Source organism: Lawsonibacter hominis (genome assembly GCF_014287895.1).
GTDB lineage: Bacteria > Bacillota > Clostridia > Oscillospirales > Oscillospiraceae > Lawsonibacter_A > Lawsonibacter_A hominis.
This window is the reverse complement of the sequence record NZ_JACOPP010000006.1, coordinates 120,739-136,807: the sequence shown is the minus strand read 5'-3', so window position 1 is coordinate 136,807 and position 16,069 is coordinate 120,739. Positions and strand designations below refer to the sequence as shown.

18 protein-coding genes are annotated in these 16,069 nt (G+C 60.3%); 8 read left to right on the top strand and 10 right to left on the bottom strand.

All coding sequences use genetic code 11. The annotated features are described in order from the left end of the window. The coding region (locus H8S57_RS17080) for an imidazolonepropionase (RefSeq protein WP_207723724.1) at positions 1–262 on the bottom strand (262 nt) is incomplete at its 3' end. A 413-nt stretch (positions 263–675) separates the two neighbouring features. Between H8S57_RS17080 and H8S57_RS06815 the strand changes: the two genes are divergently transcribed. Both H8S57_RS06815 and H8S57_RS06810 read left to right on the top strand, forming a co-directional pair. Further along, a complete protein-coding gene (locus H8S57_RS06815; protein WP_207723723.1) occupies positions 676–1,194 on the top strand; it encodes an RNA polymerase sigma factor in 519 nt (172 codons plus the stop codon). Position 1,195: 1 nt separating this feature from the next. Continuing rightward, entirely contained in the window at positions 1,196–2,143 is a 948-nt protein-coding gene (locus tag H8S57_RS06810; protein WP_186907330.1) for a hypothetical protein, read from the top strand. 737 nt (positions 2,144–2,880) lie between these two features. Here the strand turns inward: H8S57_RS06810 and guaA are convergent. Genes guaA through H8S57_RS06785 form a run of 5 tightly spaced genes read right to left on the bottom strand, consistent with a single transcriptional unit; the run spans position 2,881 to position 7,418 of the window. Continuing rightward, positions 2,881–4,170 (bottom strand): glutamine-hydrolyzing GMP synthase, encoded by a 1,290-nt coding sequence (guaA, locus tag H8S57_RS06805; RefSeq protein WP_186907329.1) that lies wholly within the window; start codon positions 4,168–4,170, stop codon positions 2,881–2,883. Positions 4,171–4,195: 25 nt separating this feature from the next. Continuing rightward, complete coding sequence (locus H8S57_RS06800; RefSeq protein WP_186907328.1) at positions 4,196–4,762, bottom strand: histidine phosphatase family protein; 567 nt, start codon at positions 4,760–4,762, stop codon at positions 4,196–4,198. Further along, entirely contained in the window at positions 4,759–6,135 is a 1,377-nt protein-coding gene (locus H8S57_RS06795) for an MATE family efflux transporter (RefSeq protein WP_186907327.1), read from the bottom strand. Before H8S57_RS06795 ends, H8S57_RS06800 begins: the two co-directional genes overlap by 4 nt. A gap of 20 nt (positions 6,136–6,155) precedes the next feature. After that, positions 6,156–6,932, bottom strand: coding sequence for a type III pantothenate kinase (locus H8S57_RS06790; protein WP_186907326.1), 777 nt, complete (start codon positions 6,930–6,932; stop codon positions 6,156–6,158). A 21-nt stretch (positions 6,933–6,953) separates the two neighbouring features. Then, entirely contained in the window at positions 6,954–7,418 is a 465-nt protein-coding gene (locus H8S57_RS06785) for a metallophosphoesterase family protein (RefSeq protein WP_186907325.1), read from the bottom strand. A gap of 73 nt (positions 7,419–7,491) precedes the next feature. Between H8S57_RS06785 and H8S57_RS06780 the strand changes: the two genes are divergently transcribed. Genes H8S57_RS06780 through H8S57_RS06770 form a run of 3 tightly spaced genes read left to right on the top strand, consistent with a single transcriptional unit; the run spans position 7,492 to position 8,596 of the window. Continuing rightward, the gene (locus H8S57_RS06780; RefSeq protein WP_186907324.1) at positions 7,492–7,779 is read left to right on the top strand and encodes a hypothetical protein; all 288 of its coding nucleotides are present in this window, start codon (positions 7,492–7,494) and stop codon (positions 7,777–7,779) included. A 24-nt stretch (positions 7,780–7,803) separates the two neighbouring features. Then, positions 7,804–8,301: a hypothetical protein gene (locus H8S57_RS06775; protein WP_186907323.1), complete on the top strand. Its 498-nt coding sequence runs from the start codon at positions 7,804–7,806 to the stop codon at positions 8,299–8,301. Continuing rightward, positions 8,294–8,596 (top strand): hypothetical protein, encoded by a 303-nt coding sequence (locus H8S57_RS06770; RefSeq protein WP_186907322.1) that lies wholly within the window; start codon positions 8,294–8,296, stop codon positions 8,594–8,596. Before H8S57_RS06775 ends, H8S57_RS06770 begins: the two co-directional genes overlap by 8 nt. Here the strand turns inward: H8S57_RS06770 and H8S57_RS06765 are convergent. The 4 genes from H8S57_RS06765 to trpS form a co-directional block, all read right to left on the bottom strand. Beyond that, the gene (locus H8S57_RS06765) at positions 8,559–9,368 is read right to left on the bottom strand and encodes a hypothetical protein (protein WP_186907321.1); all 810 of its coding nucleotides are present in this window, start codon (positions 9,366–9,368) and stop codon (positions 8,559–8,561) included. The two genes, H8S57_RS06770 and H8S57_RS06765, sit on opposite strands and share 38 nt — an antisense overlap. A 153-nt stretch (positions 9,369–9,521) precedes the next feature. Next, the gene (wecB, locus tag H8S57_RS06760) at positions 9,522–10,670 is read right to left on the bottom strand and encodes a non-hydrolyzing UDP-N-acetylglucosamine 2-epimerase (RefSeq protein WP_287879322.1); all 1,149 of its coding nucleotides are present in this window, start codon (positions 10,668–10,670) and stop codon (positions 9,522–9,524) included. Beyond that, positions 10,667–11,773 (bottom strand): MraY family glycosyltransferase, encoded by a 1,107-nt coding sequence (locus tag H8S57_RS06755; RefSeq protein ID WP_369807602.1) that lies wholly within the window; start codon positions 11,771–11,773, stop codon positions 10,667–10,669. The genes wecB and H8S57_RS06755 overlap by 4 nt, the downstream gene beginning before the upstream one ends. Before the next feature lie 21 nt (positions 11,774–11,794). After that, entirely contained in the window at positions 11,795–12,796 is a 1,002-nt protein-coding gene (trpS, locus tag H8S57_RS06750; protein ID WP_186907319.1) for a tryptophan--tRNA ligase, read from the bottom strand. Positions 12,797–12,943: 147 nt separating this feature from the next. Here trpS and gltX point away from each other — a divergent pair, with 147 nt between their 5' ends. The 3 genes from gltX to H8S57_RS06735 are packed head-to-tail and all read left to right on the top strand — an operon-like array spanning position 12,944 to position 16,050. Next, the gene (gene gltX, locus H8S57_RS06745; RefSeq protein WP_186907318.1) at positions 12,944–14,428 is read left to right on the top strand and encodes a glutamate--tRNA ligase; all 1,485 of its coding nucleotides are present in this window, start codon (positions 12,944–12,946) and stop codon (positions 14,426–14,428) included. Further along, positions 14,425–15,462: an MBL fold metallo-hydrolase gene (locus H8S57_RS06740; protein WP_186907317.1), complete on the top strand. Its 1,038-nt coding sequence runs from the start codon at positions 14,425–14,427 to the stop codon at positions 15,460–15,462. Before gltX ends, H8S57_RS06740 begins: the two co-directional genes overlap by 4 nt. A gap of 21 nt (positions 15,463–15,483) precedes the next feature. Beyond that, a complete protein-coding gene (locus tag H8S57_RS06735; RefSeq protein ID WP_186907316.1) occupies positions 15,484–16,050 on the top strand; it encodes a rhomboid family intramembrane serine protease in 567 nt (188 codons plus the stop codon). Positions 16,051–16,069 lie beyond the last annotated feature (19 nt).

Genomic DNA, 16,069 nt, shown 5'->3' with positions numbered 1-16,069 from the left:
GCAGTCGCTGGATCTCACAGGCCTGCTCTGCTGCAATGTCTCTGGGAGCAGCATCTTTCCTTGGCCGTCCTTTTGGACGTGGAAGGATCCCGGCTTCCAGCTTGCGTTCTTTTCTCCGCCCCCGCTCAAGCAGCCTTTTCACCACCTGCTTATTCTGGAAGCCATAGTATCCCGCAACTTCCCGCTGCGTTTTTCCCTCTGCCGGCATAGCCTTGATTTCAGGCAGCAACGCTTGAACGTGTGTGTAATTCCGTTTCCCCATAACAGGACCCCCCGATGTAGTTTATTTTCCTACATCAGGGGGTCTTTTGTCACTGCCCGTTTTTACTGGTCCTGTTCATTTTTCAAGGCTTCCGGGGATTTTCTATTTTATTCCCACTCGGCAAATTCAGATATATGGGAGTGTATTTGAGGTGATTTCACGAGCAAAACATTCGCAAATATATTAATGTTTCACCAGTTATTTGGGGCACCTCGTTTTCTTAGTATCAAAATAGTATCACAGAAAACGAGGGATTGCAAGGGTTTCAACCCCTAAATGATCACTATCAAAACTTCCCTCAAATTGAGGTAGAACCTCGACTTGAACTTGAAGATAAAAGTAAATATGCTATTGTATAATAGCATTATCAATAAGAGAAATATTCAAAAAGTATTTTATAAATGTTGTGCTAATTGGACTTACCCAATTGTTATATTGATGAGGCCTCAAAAGGAAAGGAAGGGGGTGCGCCGATGGAGCAAGAAACTGTGCTGGTACTCTTTGACCGTTATGCGGACATGGTGTATCGCATCGCTCTCAGTTATCTGCGTTCCCCACAGGAAGCGGAAGATGTTGTGCAGACTGTATTTCTCAAACTACTGGAAAGCAGTATGATCATTTACCCCGGGAAAGAGCGTGCGTTTCTAACCAAGGTCACGATTAACCATTGCAAAAACCTTCTCACTGCAGCGAAGAAGCATGAAGCTATTTCTTTAGATGAGGTTGTTCTGTCGGTACAGCCGGAGAATCGGGACATAGTTCATGCCGTTATGGAGTTGCCGGAAAAGTATAGGGCCGTTGTGAGCTTGCATTATTTTGAGGGCTACTCATTTCGGGAAATCTCAAAATTTTTACACATCAGCATCTCAGCTGTTTCCATGAGATTGTATCGTGCCAAAAGCATCCTAAAAAAGCAACTTGGGGGGGATTGATATGGAGCGAAACTTCAAGCGCATTTCTGATGAGTTGAAATTGCCGCAGGAGAGCCGGGAGCGCATTCGTTCTCAGCTTTCCTCCTACCAAAAACAATCGGAGGACATTCCTATGAAAAAAGCAACCTTAAAATCTCGTATGCCATTGATTGCCGCTGCTGTTGTTATGATGATGGTATTAACACTGACCGCTGCCGCTGCGGTGGTGCATCTGTTCAGAAACGACATTATCGTGTCCAGTGCGGATAACATTCCTGTGTCTTCAAGCGAAAATGGCGCCCCTGGTGCTGTTGCTATCACAGGTTCTGGCGGAAACCCGCCCGCCGCTTTGGACGAAATGACAGAATCTGCTCGATTTAAGTCGGACGATTGGGACGTAGGTGACAGCATTAACGGCGGAGTGGTATCGGAATACTCCCAGTGGGACTCTGCTGAGGTTTTGAGCAGTGACCCCACTCTCCGCAGCCGCTGCGTTAGTCGGGAGGATGGCGCAGAAAAAATGGAGTATACCGCCGAAAACCCCGCAAACCTTTTGGACACCATGACAGGCCGTGTAACCTTTGATTTAGGATGGATGCACGAACAGTATGATTACGTCCCGGATGCCAATTTCTCCTTTGTCGTGTCCGATGCAAAGGGTAATTATGTCAGCGAGATATTTGATGCACTCTACGCAAAGAAAGATGGAAGCGGATATGTCGATCTATCAATCTACAATATCGCACAAGCCAACTATTTTGGCCAGTCTTATATCGTTGATGGTAGTTTTGAAACCTCTTACTATTACACGTCTGTCGATGGCTATGAGTTCCTGATTACAATGGACAACGGAAATGTTTGGGCAGAGTGCCGCACAAGCCATGCCACCGTTAGCCTGTATGGCGCATATTCGACCACGGACGAAGTGGAAGATATTCTGGATCATCTCTCTCTAACTGTAAATGAGTAACGTGTGTTACAGCAGAAACAAGGGCCGCCCGACCGGGGGCGGCCCTTGCATATTTTTCTAAATTTTAGTAATTATCGCACATCTAATCTGGATTTCTGCCTTGCAGCCCGCTTTCGCATTTTTTCCACCTGCTCCCTCTGCCTGTCAGAAACTATCGCCGCTTCTATCTGCTCGGGGCCAAAGGCCCGCTTGACCCGCTCACAGTCGGCGGAGATCAGCCGGACTTGTTCTCCATGAGGACATTCTTCTCGCTGGACGAGGATACCCCCGGCGCTATCCGCCTGTTTCAGCTCGTTCGCAATTCTGGCAAGACAGGGGCCTCCGATGATACCGCCGTCGATACAGCGACAACGACGATCGGCCTTCCTATGCCCCCGTGGGGATTTATTTTCAGTACGGCCTTGTGGACAAGTTCATGCGGGAATAGCCTTGCGCCAGCAGGAGCTTCACACTGGGGAAATCACCGGAGAGGAATACGTTGAATGGAAACGCAACTGGCTGAGGACTTGCGATGACAGCCAGAGATTTGACAACTATGTTCCATGTCGGAAAAATAAATAAGGCAAGCAAAAAACCGCCCTGCTGAATTTGTCGTTCAGCAGGGCGGTTTTGCTTGTCCCTTTGTGATTATTCTCTTGAGCGTACCGGGCGGACACGAATAGTATCAATCCAGTATTAAGAGCCACATTGATGGGCAAAAAAGCCTGTATTCATACGGGTTTGCACCGTTTTCACGGTCATTCCCACTCAATAGTGCCGGTGGGCTTCGGCGTCAGATCATAGAGGACCCGGTTGACGCCCTCCACCTCGGCGGTGATCCGCGCCGTAATTTTTTGCAGCAGCGGGAAGGGCACGTCCTCCACGGTGGCGGTCATGGCGTCCACGGTATTGACTGCCCGAAGGATCACCGGCCAGTCGAACGTACGCTTATTGTCCCGCACGCCCACCGACTTGAAGTCGGGCACCACGGTAAAGTACTGCCACACCTTGCCATCCAGGCCCGCGGCGGCAAACTCCTCCCGCAGGATCGCGTCGGAGGCGCGCACGGCCTCCAGCCGGTCCCGGGTGATGGCGCCCAGGCAGCGCACCCCAAGGCCGGGACCAGGAAACGGCTGGCGGTATACCATTGAGTCCGGCAGGCCCAACGCCGCGCCGCAAGCGCGCACCTCATCCTTGAAGAGCATCTTCAGCGGTTCCACCAGTTCGAATTTCAGATCCTCCGGCAGGCCGCCCACATTGTGGTGGGCCTTCACCGCCTTGGCGGTCTTGGTGCCCGATTCAATGATATCCGGATAGATGGTGCCCTGCGCCAAAAAGTCGATGCCCTCCAGCTTGCGGGCCTCCTCCTCAAAGACGCGGATAAACTCTGCGCCGATGATCTTCCGCTTCTGCTCGGGCTCCGCCACACCAGCCAGCTTGTCCAGAAAGCGGTCCACCGCGTCCACATAGATCAGGTTGGCGTCCATCTGATCCCGGAAGACCTGTACCACCTGCTCCGGCTCGCCCTTACGCAGCAGGCCGTGGTTGACGTGCACGCAGGTGAGCTGCTTGCCGATGGCCTTGATGAGCAGCGCCGCCACCACAGAGGAATCCACCCCGCCGGACAGGGCCAGAAGGACGTTTCTGTCCCCCACCTGACGGCGGATGAGCTCCACCTGGTCGGCGATAAAGTTTTCCATGTTCCAGTTGGCCTGGGCCCCGCATACCCCGAACACAAAGTTGGAAAGCGCCCGTCCGCGCTCCGCTTCGTCCGCAGGCCAGGGTGCGTCCCCCTTGTGGTCGGCCAGCAGCACCGGCACGTCGCAATTGTAGATGTCCCGTGAGACGTCCACCTCCACGCCGTCTACCACCCGGTTGGGTCCGCCGTTGAGGATAATGCCCTTCACATTGGGCAGCGCCTTTACCTCCGCCAGGGTGATGTCGTGGGGATGGATCTCGCTGTACACGCCCAGGGCGCGGATCTCCCGGGCAATCTGGGCGTTCTGTTCGCTGCCCAGGTCCAGGATAAGGATCATGTCCTGCTTCATTGCAGTCCCTCCATCATATACTATTTTATAGGAATCGATCGCCGTCCAGGCTCACCCAGTCGGCGTTTCCCAACGGATACAGGCGGTTGATCTGTCGGAAATCCGCCCCGTCCAGATGGCAGAGCACCGCCTTGATGACGGCGCTGTGCGCCACTACCAGGGCGCTTCCCTCCCCTGCGGCAATCTTCCGCAGCGCAGGCAGCACCCGTTCCAGCAGTTCGGCATAGCTCTCCCCTTCCGGCGGGCGGGAGCGCAGGCGGTCGGCGGCGTACGCCTCGTAGGAATGGGGCCACAGCGCCGCGATCTCTTCCCAGCAATGGCCTTCCCATACGCCAAAACAAATCTCCCGCAGCCCCTCTACCGCCTCGGCTTCTATCCCCAGGCACGCACCTACGATGGCCGCCGTCTCGGCAGAACGTTTCTGCGGGCTGGTATAGAGCCGCCGGAGGGGTACGCCGGTCTCTTCCAGCCGGCGGGCCAGCGCCCTGGCCTGTGCCCGCCCGGTCTCGTTCAGACCGGGATCGGACTGTCCCTGGATCTGGCCCCGGGCGTTCCAGTCGGTCTCACCGTGGCGGGCCAAAAGGAGCTTCATTCCACGTTCTCCTCCGCTACCACGCACTTTTCCTTCCAGCGGCCCCGAAGATAGGCCGCCAGGCAGATGAACAGCCCCAGGACCCAGCCGATCAGATACGACCAATAGAGCTCCTCCGGACCGAAAAAGTAAGCCAGCAGATAGGCGGCAGGCACCCGCGCCCCCCAAAGAGCGATAACCGAGGCCACCATGGGAACCATGGTGGCGCCGGCGCCGCGCAGGACGCTGCTGAGGATGAACATCACGGCCAGCACGAACATCGGGGTCAGCACCCGCAGCAGGTAGGCCTCTCCGGCGGCCACCACCGCGCTCTCCCGGTTGAACAGCATCAGCAGCTCCCGGCGGAAGGGGATGACCAAAGCGGTAATGGCGATGCAGACCACTGTGCTCAGCAACATAGCACGACGAGCGCCGCGCTGCACCCGGTCCAGCCGTCCAGCCCCCATGTTCTGCCCCACATAGGTGGTGGTTGCGGTGGAAAAAGACTGAATGGGCATGAACGCAAAGGAGTCGATCTTGTTGGCGGCGGCAAATCCGGCGGCAAAGTCGTTGCCGAAGCCGTTGATCAGCGCCTGCATGATGAGGATCGCCACGGAGAACTGGCACTGCTGGATGGCCGAAGGGACCCCCAGCCGGATGATCTGGCCCAGCAGCTTCCGGTCGACCCTGATTTGGAACAGGCGGATGTGCAGAAAGTTGTATTTCCGGTTGATATAGAAAATGCCGAAGATCCAGGAACAGGCCTGACCGATGATGGTCGCCAGAGCCACGCCGAACACCGCCCAGCGGAAGACCAGGACAAACAGCAGGTCCAGCACGATATTGATGACGCTGGCAACCGCCAGAAACAGCAGGGGCGTCTTGGAATCCCCCAGCCCCTGGAGAATACCGGCGTTTACGTTATAGCCCAGCGAGCCGATCCCGCCCAGGAAGACCACGATACAATAGACCCGCGCCTGGTCAAAGGCCTCTACAGGCACCCGGATCAGGGTCAGCAGGGGCGTGGTCAGCACCACTCCCAGCAGGGACAGCGGCACGATGGCCGCCAGCAGCGCGCTGTAGATGGTATCCACCGTGCGCGCCACGCTCTGTTTGTCCCCGGCTCCGATGTACTGGGCGATCATGACGGTTGCGCCCATGGCGAAGCCGATAAACAGAGAGGCAAGCAAAAAGATGATGGGGAACCCGGTGCCGACGGCGGTCAGTGCGGAAGCGCCCACAAACTGGCCCACCACGATGGAATCCACCATATTGTACAGCTGCTGCAGAACGTTTCCCAGCAGCAGCGGCAGGGAAAAGGCCACGATCAGCCGGGTGGGCGAGCCCTGAGTCATATCGATGGCGCCGTGCTCCCGTTTTGCAATCTCACTCATACGCTCAATCCTGCCGCTCCTTACGATTTCTTTTCCCGCTCATAGATGATGCGCAGGCCGTCCAGCACCAGCTGGGGGTCCACGATATCGATCAGATCGGTATTGTCCGCCACCATCCGGGCCAGCCCACCGGTGGCCACCACCTTAATGCTCTTACCGCCCATCTCCGTTTTGGCCCGGCGGATCAGATACTCCATGGCCCCGATATAGCCCAGCACCGCCCCGGCCTGGATCTGCCCCACGGCAGTGGTGCCCAGCACGGTATCCGGCTTGACCAGCTCGATCCGGGGCAGCAGCGCGGTCTTCTGGAACAGGCCGTCGATGGATACCCGCACCCCTGCAGTGATGCAGCCGCCCAGATAGACGCCCTCCGGACTTATGGCGTCCAGCGTTGTGGCGGTGCCGAAATCCAGCACCACCAGCGGAGCGCCATACTTGACCATAGCCGCCACGTCGGCCGCCGCCCGGTCGGGGCCCAGGCGTTCCTCACTGGCGCACGCCACGTAGGGCAGACGCGGATCCAGATCGTCGTCCAAGATCAGCGGAGTCTTCCCCACATATTTGATGACGGCGCTGCTGAGGGTATACATGATCTGAGGCACCACCGAGCCGATGACGACGTCCTCCACCTCGTCCAGCCGCAGGCCGAAGCGTTGGAAATATTCGCATAGATAGAGTCCGAGCTCATCCGAGGTGCTGTTGGCGTCGGTCTTGAGCCGGAAGCTTCCCTCCAGGCGCTCTCCCCGAAACAGGCCAAATACCATATTGGTGTTGCCCACGTCGATGACAAGCAGCATGACCACCGCTCCCCTTTCCAATCAAATCGGCTGCGTATAACAGTAAACGCCATCCGCCTCCAGCAGGACCACCCCGTAGCTGCGAAACAGCAGTCCGCCGGCGGCGCCGGGGTTCAGAATCCACAGGTTTCCCTGCAGGTCGCATAACGCGTCATGGGTGTGGCCGAACAACAGCACGTCCGCCCTTGCCTCCCGGGCAGCCGCCACCGCGGCGCCCGGACCGCTTTTCACAAAGCGGGTGTGCCCGTGCATCAGCAGCAGCCTGCGTCCCGCCCGTTCCAGCAGGCATTCCTCCGGCACGTCGCTGCGGGCGTCGCAGTTGCCCCGCACCCGGGTCATGGGAAGGTCGGGAAACCTCCGGCGCAAGGCGTCGGCGTCCCGCACCACGTCCCCCAGGTGGAGGACCTGATCCGGCTCTTCCCGGCGCACCGCATCCTCCATATTCGCCACGTTTCCGTGGGAGTCGGAAAAAACCAAAAGCTTCATTGCGTTCACCTGTCTGGCTTTGAAACATATAATGGAATGATCGCTTATAAATATAAGGATGGAGCTGATTTTTATGGCGAAACCGGAATCCAATCTGGACGCGCTGATGCAGGACCCCAAGGCCGCCAGCCTTCTGAAGAATAAGGACCTGCTGAAAAACCTCGTACAGTCTCCGGATACCCAGCGGCTGATGCAGCTTCTGAGTCAGGACGGCTCAGACGGATTGAAACGCGCCGCCGCCTCTGCTGCCAAGGGGGACGCCGGCGCCCTCATGGGGATCGTCAATCAGGTGATGCAGAGCAAAGAGGGCGCCGGGCTGATCGAGCGCATCCAACAGGCGGCCGTACAGGACAAGAAATAACCCGTTCGAAAGGAGGCGGAGCCCATGGCCGAGTTCGAAGATAAGCTCAATGCCATCCTGGCAGACCCGGAGGCTATGGGACAGATCGTCTCCATCGCCAAGGCCCTTACCGGAGAAGCTTCCTCGTCCGAGGCCGGCACGCTCCCGCCGGAGGGCACGGCCCCGGAAGCGCCCGCCGCTTCTCCCGCACCGGCGGAGGAACCGGAAGCCCCCCGCACCCAGCCCGACTGGGGGGCCGTGCTGGGCATGCTGGGCAGCCTGAACAGCGGCGGCACGGGCAGCCCGCTGTCCGCGCTGGGCGATCTGGATCCACGGCTCATTCAGACCGCCGTGGCCCTGTTCTCCGAATATTCGGCCACTGATGACCGAAAGATCGCCCTGCTCACCGCCATGAAGCCCTTCCTGAAGCCGGAGCGCTACGCCAAGGTGGACAAAGCGGTACAGATCGCCAGGCTCTCCCGGGTCATCCGGGCGGCCTTCCAGCTCTTCAAAAAAAGCGGAGAGGAGGAGGCAGATGTATAACCGCTATATCCCCAACGGCACCGCCTATACCCGGGTGCTGGAGGAGGATGAGCCGCCCCGCCCCCTCCGGCCGGAACCGGAGCCGGCCGCCGCTGCGCCGTCCGCGCCGGAGCCGGCCCAACCGGAGCCGGCCAAGAAAACCGGGCTGGCCGGACTGCTCAAGGGGCTCAAGCTGGAGGAGCTGGATACCGGAGATATCCTGCTCCTGCTGATCCTGCTGTTTCTGTTTCTGGAGGGGGACGATCTGGAGCTGATCATCACCCTTGGTCTTCTTCTGCTGCTGGGCCTGGAGTGACTGCGCCTCCGGGCGTGTGCAGCACCGTCCCGTCGGGCAGGGCAAACTGCGTCCCCGCCGGGACGGGACGCTCCACGGCATAAGAGGACATGCGGTAGACGGTCTGCTCCCCTTCCAGCGTCTCGGAGCACACCAGCAGACCGCTGTCCACGGAGATCCAGTACCGCTGCCGGTAGCCCAGCTCGTCCGCCGCCGTCTCCACGCAGATGCAGGACAGCCCGCCCTGCTCCTCATAGCCGGTGGCGGCGATGGCGTCCACCGGCAGGTCCAGCACATCCTCATAGGTCGGGATGCGCTGGCCCTCCAAATCGGCGGAATAGGCGTCCGCCGGGCCGCTGAGCACCGCACGGGACCCCTCGTACCACAGCCAGAACGTCCCCTCTCCCACAAGGGAGCAGCGTACCGTGCCCCCGGGCCAGGCGGAGCGTGTATAGGTCCAGCCATAGTCTGCCCAGACCTGCGCGGAGGTAACGCCCCGCTCCTCCTCCCCCTCGCCCCAAATGTCCTCAATCGTGACCTCGCGGTAATAGCTCTCCGGCCGGGCCAGCGTACGAATCACATTCTGGACCGTCTGCGGGGTGACCTCCACCCGCACCAGACCGTCCGCACCGCCCCCGGGGCCGTCCTCCGGCGGCTCGGAGGCAAGGGGCGTCGGCAGGACGATCTTGGAGGTATCCGGGGCAAACAGCGCCAAGCCGAAGCTGGAGAGCATCGCCACCACAATGACGATGGCAATCAACACCACCAGGATATTCCGTTTCTTTCGCTCCAACGGGCCCGACACCTCCTTCTTCTCCCCGCCGGACGGGGCATTCCGCACCCCAAAGCGGCAGCTGATCGGAGCAGGGCAAACATGCGGCCCGCGCATCCCCGCTCTGCGCAAGGCAGCCTGCTTGGGCGCGCCGCCCGGCCGCGGCAGCGGCGGTTACGCCCGGAATTCCTCCGGCGGTTCCTCCCGCAGGCCGAACCTCCACTCGATCGCGTCCGCAATGCGGCGGCAGGCAAAGCCGTCGCCGTAAGGATTGACGGCATGGGCCATGGCATGGTAGGCCGCCTCGTCCGTCAAGAGCTCGGAGGCCATACGGAACACCTGCTCCTCCTGCGTGCCCGCCAGCTTCACGGTCCCCGCCTCCACAGCCTCGGGCCGCTCGGTCTCCCGCCGCAGGACCAGGACCGGCCGCCCCAGCGCGGGAGCCTCCTCCTGGAGCCCCCCCGAGTCCGTCAGGACCAGATGAGCGCGCGCCATCAGATTGTGCATCTCCTCCACATCCAGCGGGTCGATGAGATGGATGCGGTCGTGGCCGGACAGATATTGGCCCGCCGCCTCCCGCACCACCGGGGACAGATGCACGGGATAGACCAGCTCTACGTCGGGAAAGGCCTGAACGATGCGGCGCAGGGCGGTCATGATATGGGCCATGGGCGCGCCGTAGTTCTCCCGCCGGTGGCAGGTGACCAGGAGGATCTTTCGGGCTGCATAATCCAAATGATTGAGCAATTCTGTTGAAAAGTGATAATCCTTTACAACCGTGGTCTTCAGGGCGTCGATCACCGTGTTCCCGGTGATAAAAACGCCCTCCCGGATATCCTCCCGCGCCAGGTTTTCCCGGTTTCTCGCGGTAGGACAGAAATGCAGGTCTGCAATATCCCCCACCAGCTTGCGGTTCATTTCTTCTGGAAAGGGAGAATACTTGTCATAGGTGCGCAGTCCGGCCTCCACGTGGCCTACCGGGATCTGCCGGTAAAAGGCGGCCAGCGCGCCGGCAAACGTAGTGGACGTGTCCCCGTGGACCAGCACCAGGTCCGGCCGCGCCTGCTCCAGCACTCCCTCCATCCCCAACAGGCATTTGGTGGTGATGGTGGACAAGGTCTGCCGGGCTTCCATGATATTCAGGTCGTAATCCGGCGCCAGCCGGAAAATCTCCAGCACGGAGTCCAGCATCTGCCGGTGCTGGGCAGTGACACAGCAGACCGCCTGCAGCGCCGGACGGCTCCGAAGTTCGGCCACCAGGGGGGCCATCTTGATGGCCTCCGGCCGTGTCCCGAAGATGGTCATGACCTTGACGCGCTTCACTTCCGCTCCTCCTTGTCTTCGCTCTCCTGCGTCTTCTCCTCCTGCTCCTGTCCGTTCTTCTTCTCGTTATTGGAGAGAAAGATGCGTGCGGACACGGCGCCGGCGGCGCACAGGGCCAGGAGGAGAAGCATGGCTTTTACAGCCCCTGCCGTGGTGAGCACCACGGCGGAAAGCCCGAGGATGGCGCTGATGATGTACAGCACCGCCACTGCCTGTTTCTGGGAGAACCCCATGTCGATCAGGCGGTGATGCACATGACTGCGGTCTGCGTGCATCGGACTCTGCCCATGGGCGATGCGCCGGATAAAGGCAAAGCAGGTATCAAAAATAGGCAGGCCCAACATCAAAAACGGCACTGCGAAGGAAATGATGGTATAAAACTTGAACAGGCCCTGGATGGACACCACTGCCAGCACATAGCCCAGGAAGGTGGAGCCGGTGTCCCCCATAAAGATTTTGGCTGGATTCAGGTTATAGGGCAGAAAGCCGATGCAGCTCCCCGCAAGGGCGGCCATCAGAATGGCCGCCGGTGCGTCGGACACCACCAGGGAGATGACCAGCAGCGTCATGGAGCTGATGGTGGATACGCCGCAGGCCAGGCCGTCCAGGCCGTCGATCAGGTTGACGGCGTTGGTGATGGCCACGATCCAGATCACGGAGACCGGGATGGAGAGGACCCCCAGGTCCCAATAGAGGTCGGAGGAAAAGATGTTGGGATTGGACAGGGTCTGGATCACGTTGCCGGAGAAGACCGCCACCAGCGCGGCCACGATCTGCACCACAAACTTGAACATGGCGGGCAGAGAATAGATATCGTCGAAGATGCCCAGCACCACGATGATGACGGAGCCCAGCAGCATGCCCCGCAGCTGGGGCGTGATCTCCGCAAAAAGGAGCACGCTGAGCAGAAAGCCCAGGAAAATGGCAAGGCCGCCCATGCGTGGAATGGGATGATCGTGCATACGGCGGTTATCCTTGGGTACGTCCATGGCCCCCATTTTAAAGGCCAGGCTCTTAACGACAGGGGTGGCCACCAGTGCCACGATCAGGGCCACGATCAGGGCCGCAGCCACCACCCCAATGAGCGAAAGCTCGATTTTCATTGGCATTCTGAAGAAGCTCCTTTACCGGGGCAGGAAGCCCACCTTCTTATAGACCTTGCGCAGGGTCTTCTCGGCCGCGCGGGACGCCCGCTCAGCACCGGCGCGGTAGACGCTTTCCAAATACGCCTTGTCGGCGAGCAGCCGCTCGGTCTCCTCCCGGATGGGACGCAGCGTCTCCACCACGGCCTCCCCCACGGCCGGCTTGAGGACGCCGTAGCCCTTGCCCTCGAATTCCGCCTCGATGGCCTCGAAGCTTTTGCCGGTCACCGCGGAGTAGATGCCCATCAGATTGGCCACGCCAGGCTTGTTCTCCCGGTCGAGGCGCACGCACCGTTCGGTGTCGCTGTCCGTGACCGCACGCTTGAACTTGCGCATGATGTCCTCCGGCTTTTCCAGCAGGAACACGCAGCCGTCGGGCATGGATTTGCTCATTTTGCTCTCCGGGGCGTTGAGGCTCATCACCCGGGCGCCGGTTTTGGGGATATAGGGTTCGGGAACCTTGAACACCTCCCCGTAGAGGTGATTGAAGCGGTTTGCGATGTCCCGGCAGATCTCCACGTGCTGTTTCTGGTCTTCTCCCACCGGGACGAAGTCCGGCTGGTAGAGCAGGATATCCGCCGCCATCAGGCAGGGATAGGTAAACAGGCCGGCATTGATATTGTCGGCGTTCCGGGCGGACTTGTCCTTAAACTGGGTCATACGGGAAAGCTCCCCGAACATGGTATAGCAATCCAGCACCCAGCCCAGTTCTGCGTGAGCGCTCACATGGGACTGGACAAAAATGGTATTCTTCTCCGGATCCAGACCGCAGGCGATATAAGTCGCGATCTGGGCCAGGGTCCGTTTGCGCAGGGCCGCCGGGTCCTGGCGCACGGTGATGGTATGCAGGTCGGCCATGAACCAGTAACAGTCGAATTGATCCGACAGCTCCGCCCAGTTCTTGATCGCACCCAGATAATTGCCCAGATGCAGCTCGCCGCTGGGCTGGATGCCGGAGAGAAGGACCTTTTTCTCGTTTTCCATTTGAAAAAACACCTCTTGCGCGTCTATCGTTTGGAGAATGGGCCCAAAGACCCATGTTGAATTATCATACCATATCCAAAGGCCCTTGACAATCCTAACCTAAAAAAATAGAATAGTGGGACAGACGTTGAAAAAGGAGTTTTTCCTATGGATATGAAATGGTTTGAGGACATGGAAGCACGTATCCCCCATGGGGAGGTGCGCACCCGTTTCGCCCCCTCCCCCACCGGTTATATGCATGTGGGCAATCTGCGCACCGCCCTGTACACCTGGCTCATCGCCCGCCACGGCGGCGGCAAGTTCCTTCTGCGCATCGAGGACACCGACCAGGGCCGTCTGGTGGAGGGCGCCACCCAGGTCATCTACCGCACCCTGCGCCAGTGCGGCCTGGACTGGGACGAGGGTCCCGACGTGGGCGGCCCCGTGGGTCCCTACATCCAGACGGAACGCCGCAGCCTGTACGGCCGGTATGCCAGACTGCTGGTGGAGCGCGGACACGCCTACTACTGCTTCTGCGAAAAAGCGGAATCGGAGGAGCCTTCCGATCCGTTCGAACGCCATGACGATCCCTGCCGCACCCTGAGCCCGGCTCAGGCCCAGGCCCGTGCGGACGCCGGCGAGCCCTTTGTGATCCGCCAGCGCATTCCCCATACCGGCTCCACCACGTTCCACGATGTGAGCTTCGGCGACATCACCGTCGAGAACGTCACACTGGACGACCAGGTACTCATAAAGCAAGACGGCCTGCCCACCTACAATTTTGCCAACGTGGTGGACGACCACCTGATGGGGATCACCCACGTGGTCCGGGGCAGCGAGTATCTTTCCTCCGCACCCAAATACAACCTGCTGTATGAGGGCTTCGGCTGGGAAGTCCCGATCTACGTCCACTGCTCCCCGGTGATGCGGGATCAGCACAACAAGATGTCCAAGCGCCACGGCGATCCCTCTTATGAGGACCTGCTGGAACAGGGCTTTTTATCCGAGGCGGTGGTCAACTACGTGACTCTGCTGGGCTGGTCGCCCCGCGGAGCATACGCCGAGCGGGAGTTCTTCACGCTGAAGGAGCTTTCAGAGATCTTCGAGCTGGGCGGCATCTCCAAATCCCCCGCCATCTTCGACCTGGAGAAGCTGAAGTACTTCAACGCCAACTATCTGCGCGCCCTCTCCCCCGAGGCGTTCTATGCCGGGGCGCTCCCCTATCTGCGCCGGGCCATCCGCTCGGAGCAGATCGACCTGAAGCTGGTGGCCCCTCTGGTGCAGCCCCGCTGCGACACCTGGCTGGACATCGCCCCTCAGGTGGACTTCTTCGACGCCCTGCCGGAGTATTCCAACCAACTCTACTGCCACAAGAAGATGAAGACCGACGAGGAAACTTCCAAAGAAGCCCTGGAGCTGGTGCTCCCGGTGCTGGAGAAGCTCGGCGCGTGGACCTATGACGCCATCCATGACGCGCTCATCGGTCTGGCCCAGCATCTGGAACTGAAAAACGGCCGTATCCTGTGGCCGGTACGCACCGCCCTGTCCGGCAAGGCGGTCACCCCCGGCGGCGCCGTGGAGCTGTGCCAGATCCTGGGCCGGGACGAGTCCCTGCGCCGCATCCGCCGGGGCATCGCCCAGCTGACCCGATGAAGCGGCGTCTGTCCGCTCTCCTGCTCGCGCTGCTGCCTCTGTTCCTGTCCGCCTGCGCCTATGCGCCCGGCGCGGCCACCCCCACGTCTGTCCCGGACGGGGAACTGGCGGTCCACTTCATTGACGTGGGGCAGGCCGATTCCGCGCTGCTGCTGTGCGGGGGGCAGGCAATGCTCATCGACGGCGGCAATGCGCAGGACAGCAGCCGGGTGGTCTCCTATCTGGAGGACCAGGGCGTGGACACGCTGGATTATGTGGTGTGTACCCACGCCCACGAGGATCATGTGGGCGGCCTGTCCGGCCCTCTGAACACCTGCGCCGCGGCGCAGGTGTTTTCCCCCGTCCGCGAATACGATTCCAAGGCCTTCCGGGATTTTGTCCGGTACACCGAAGCCCAAGGCCTCACGCCCGCCGCACCCTCCCCCGACGAGACCTTTTCCCTGGGCGGCGCTGTGGTGACGGTTCTGGGGCCCCGGCGGGATTATGACGATACCAACAACACCTCCATCGTGCTGCGGGTGGACTTTGGAGAGACCTCGTTTCTCTTCACCGGCGACATGGAGCGGGACGCGGAGGCCGACCTGCTCTCCGACGGCTGCGATGTGTCCTGTACGGTGCTCAAGGTGGGCCACCATGGAAGCAGCACCTCCACCAGCTACCCCTTCCTGCGCGCGGCAATGCCGGAGTACGCAGTGATCTCGGTGGGCGAGGACAACTCCTATGGACACCCCCATGAAGAGACGCTGAGCCGTCTCTATGACGCGGGATGCACCGTCTACCGCACCGACCGGCTGGGCACCGTGGTGGCCGTCAGCGACGGAACGGACGTTTCCTTTCTCACAGAGCGCTCCGGTTCGCCGGAGACGGGCCGGGGCGATACCTCCGGGAGCGCGTACATCGGCAACCGGAATTCCCAGGTCTTCCACCGCGAGACCTGTGCCAATCTGCCCGCGGAACAAAACCGTGTGACCTTCGACAGCCGGGAAGCCGCTGTATCCGCCGGCTACCGCCCCTGCGGCGGCTGCAACCCCTAACGGGAGAAGGGAGGCTCCGCCGTGAAACGGCTGCACTACAACGCCCCTGTGATCCTGACCTTTTTTCTGCTGTGTCTGGGCGCTCTGCTGCTGGGCGCGCTGAGTCGGGGCTGGACCACGCTGCACCTGTTTTCGGTCTACCGCGCTCCCCTCTCTCCCCTGTTTCTGGTCCGGCTTCTGGGCCATGTGCTGGGCCACGCCGATTGGGATCATTTCCTGGGCAATATGCTCCTGCTGCTGGTGGCGGGCCCACCCATGGAGGAAAAATACGGCAGCCGCGCCCTGCTGCTGGGCATTGGGCTCACCGCGCTGATCTCCGGCGTTCTCCAGTGCCTGTTCTTCCCCGGAACGGTTCTGCTGGGCGCCAGCGGCATCGTGTTCATGCTCATCATGCTCTCCTCTCTGGCGGGCATGCGCTCCGGCTCCATCCCCCTCACCCTGGTCCTGACGGCGGCGCTCTATCTGGGGCAGGAGGTCTACGCCATCCTCTTTGTTTCGGACCAGGTGGCCAACTTCATGCACCTGGTGGGCGGCGCCTGCGGCACCGCCTTCGGCTTTGCCGCCGCCCGCCGAAGTGCCCCCCCCTGAGGAAGGGCCTCGCAGAGTT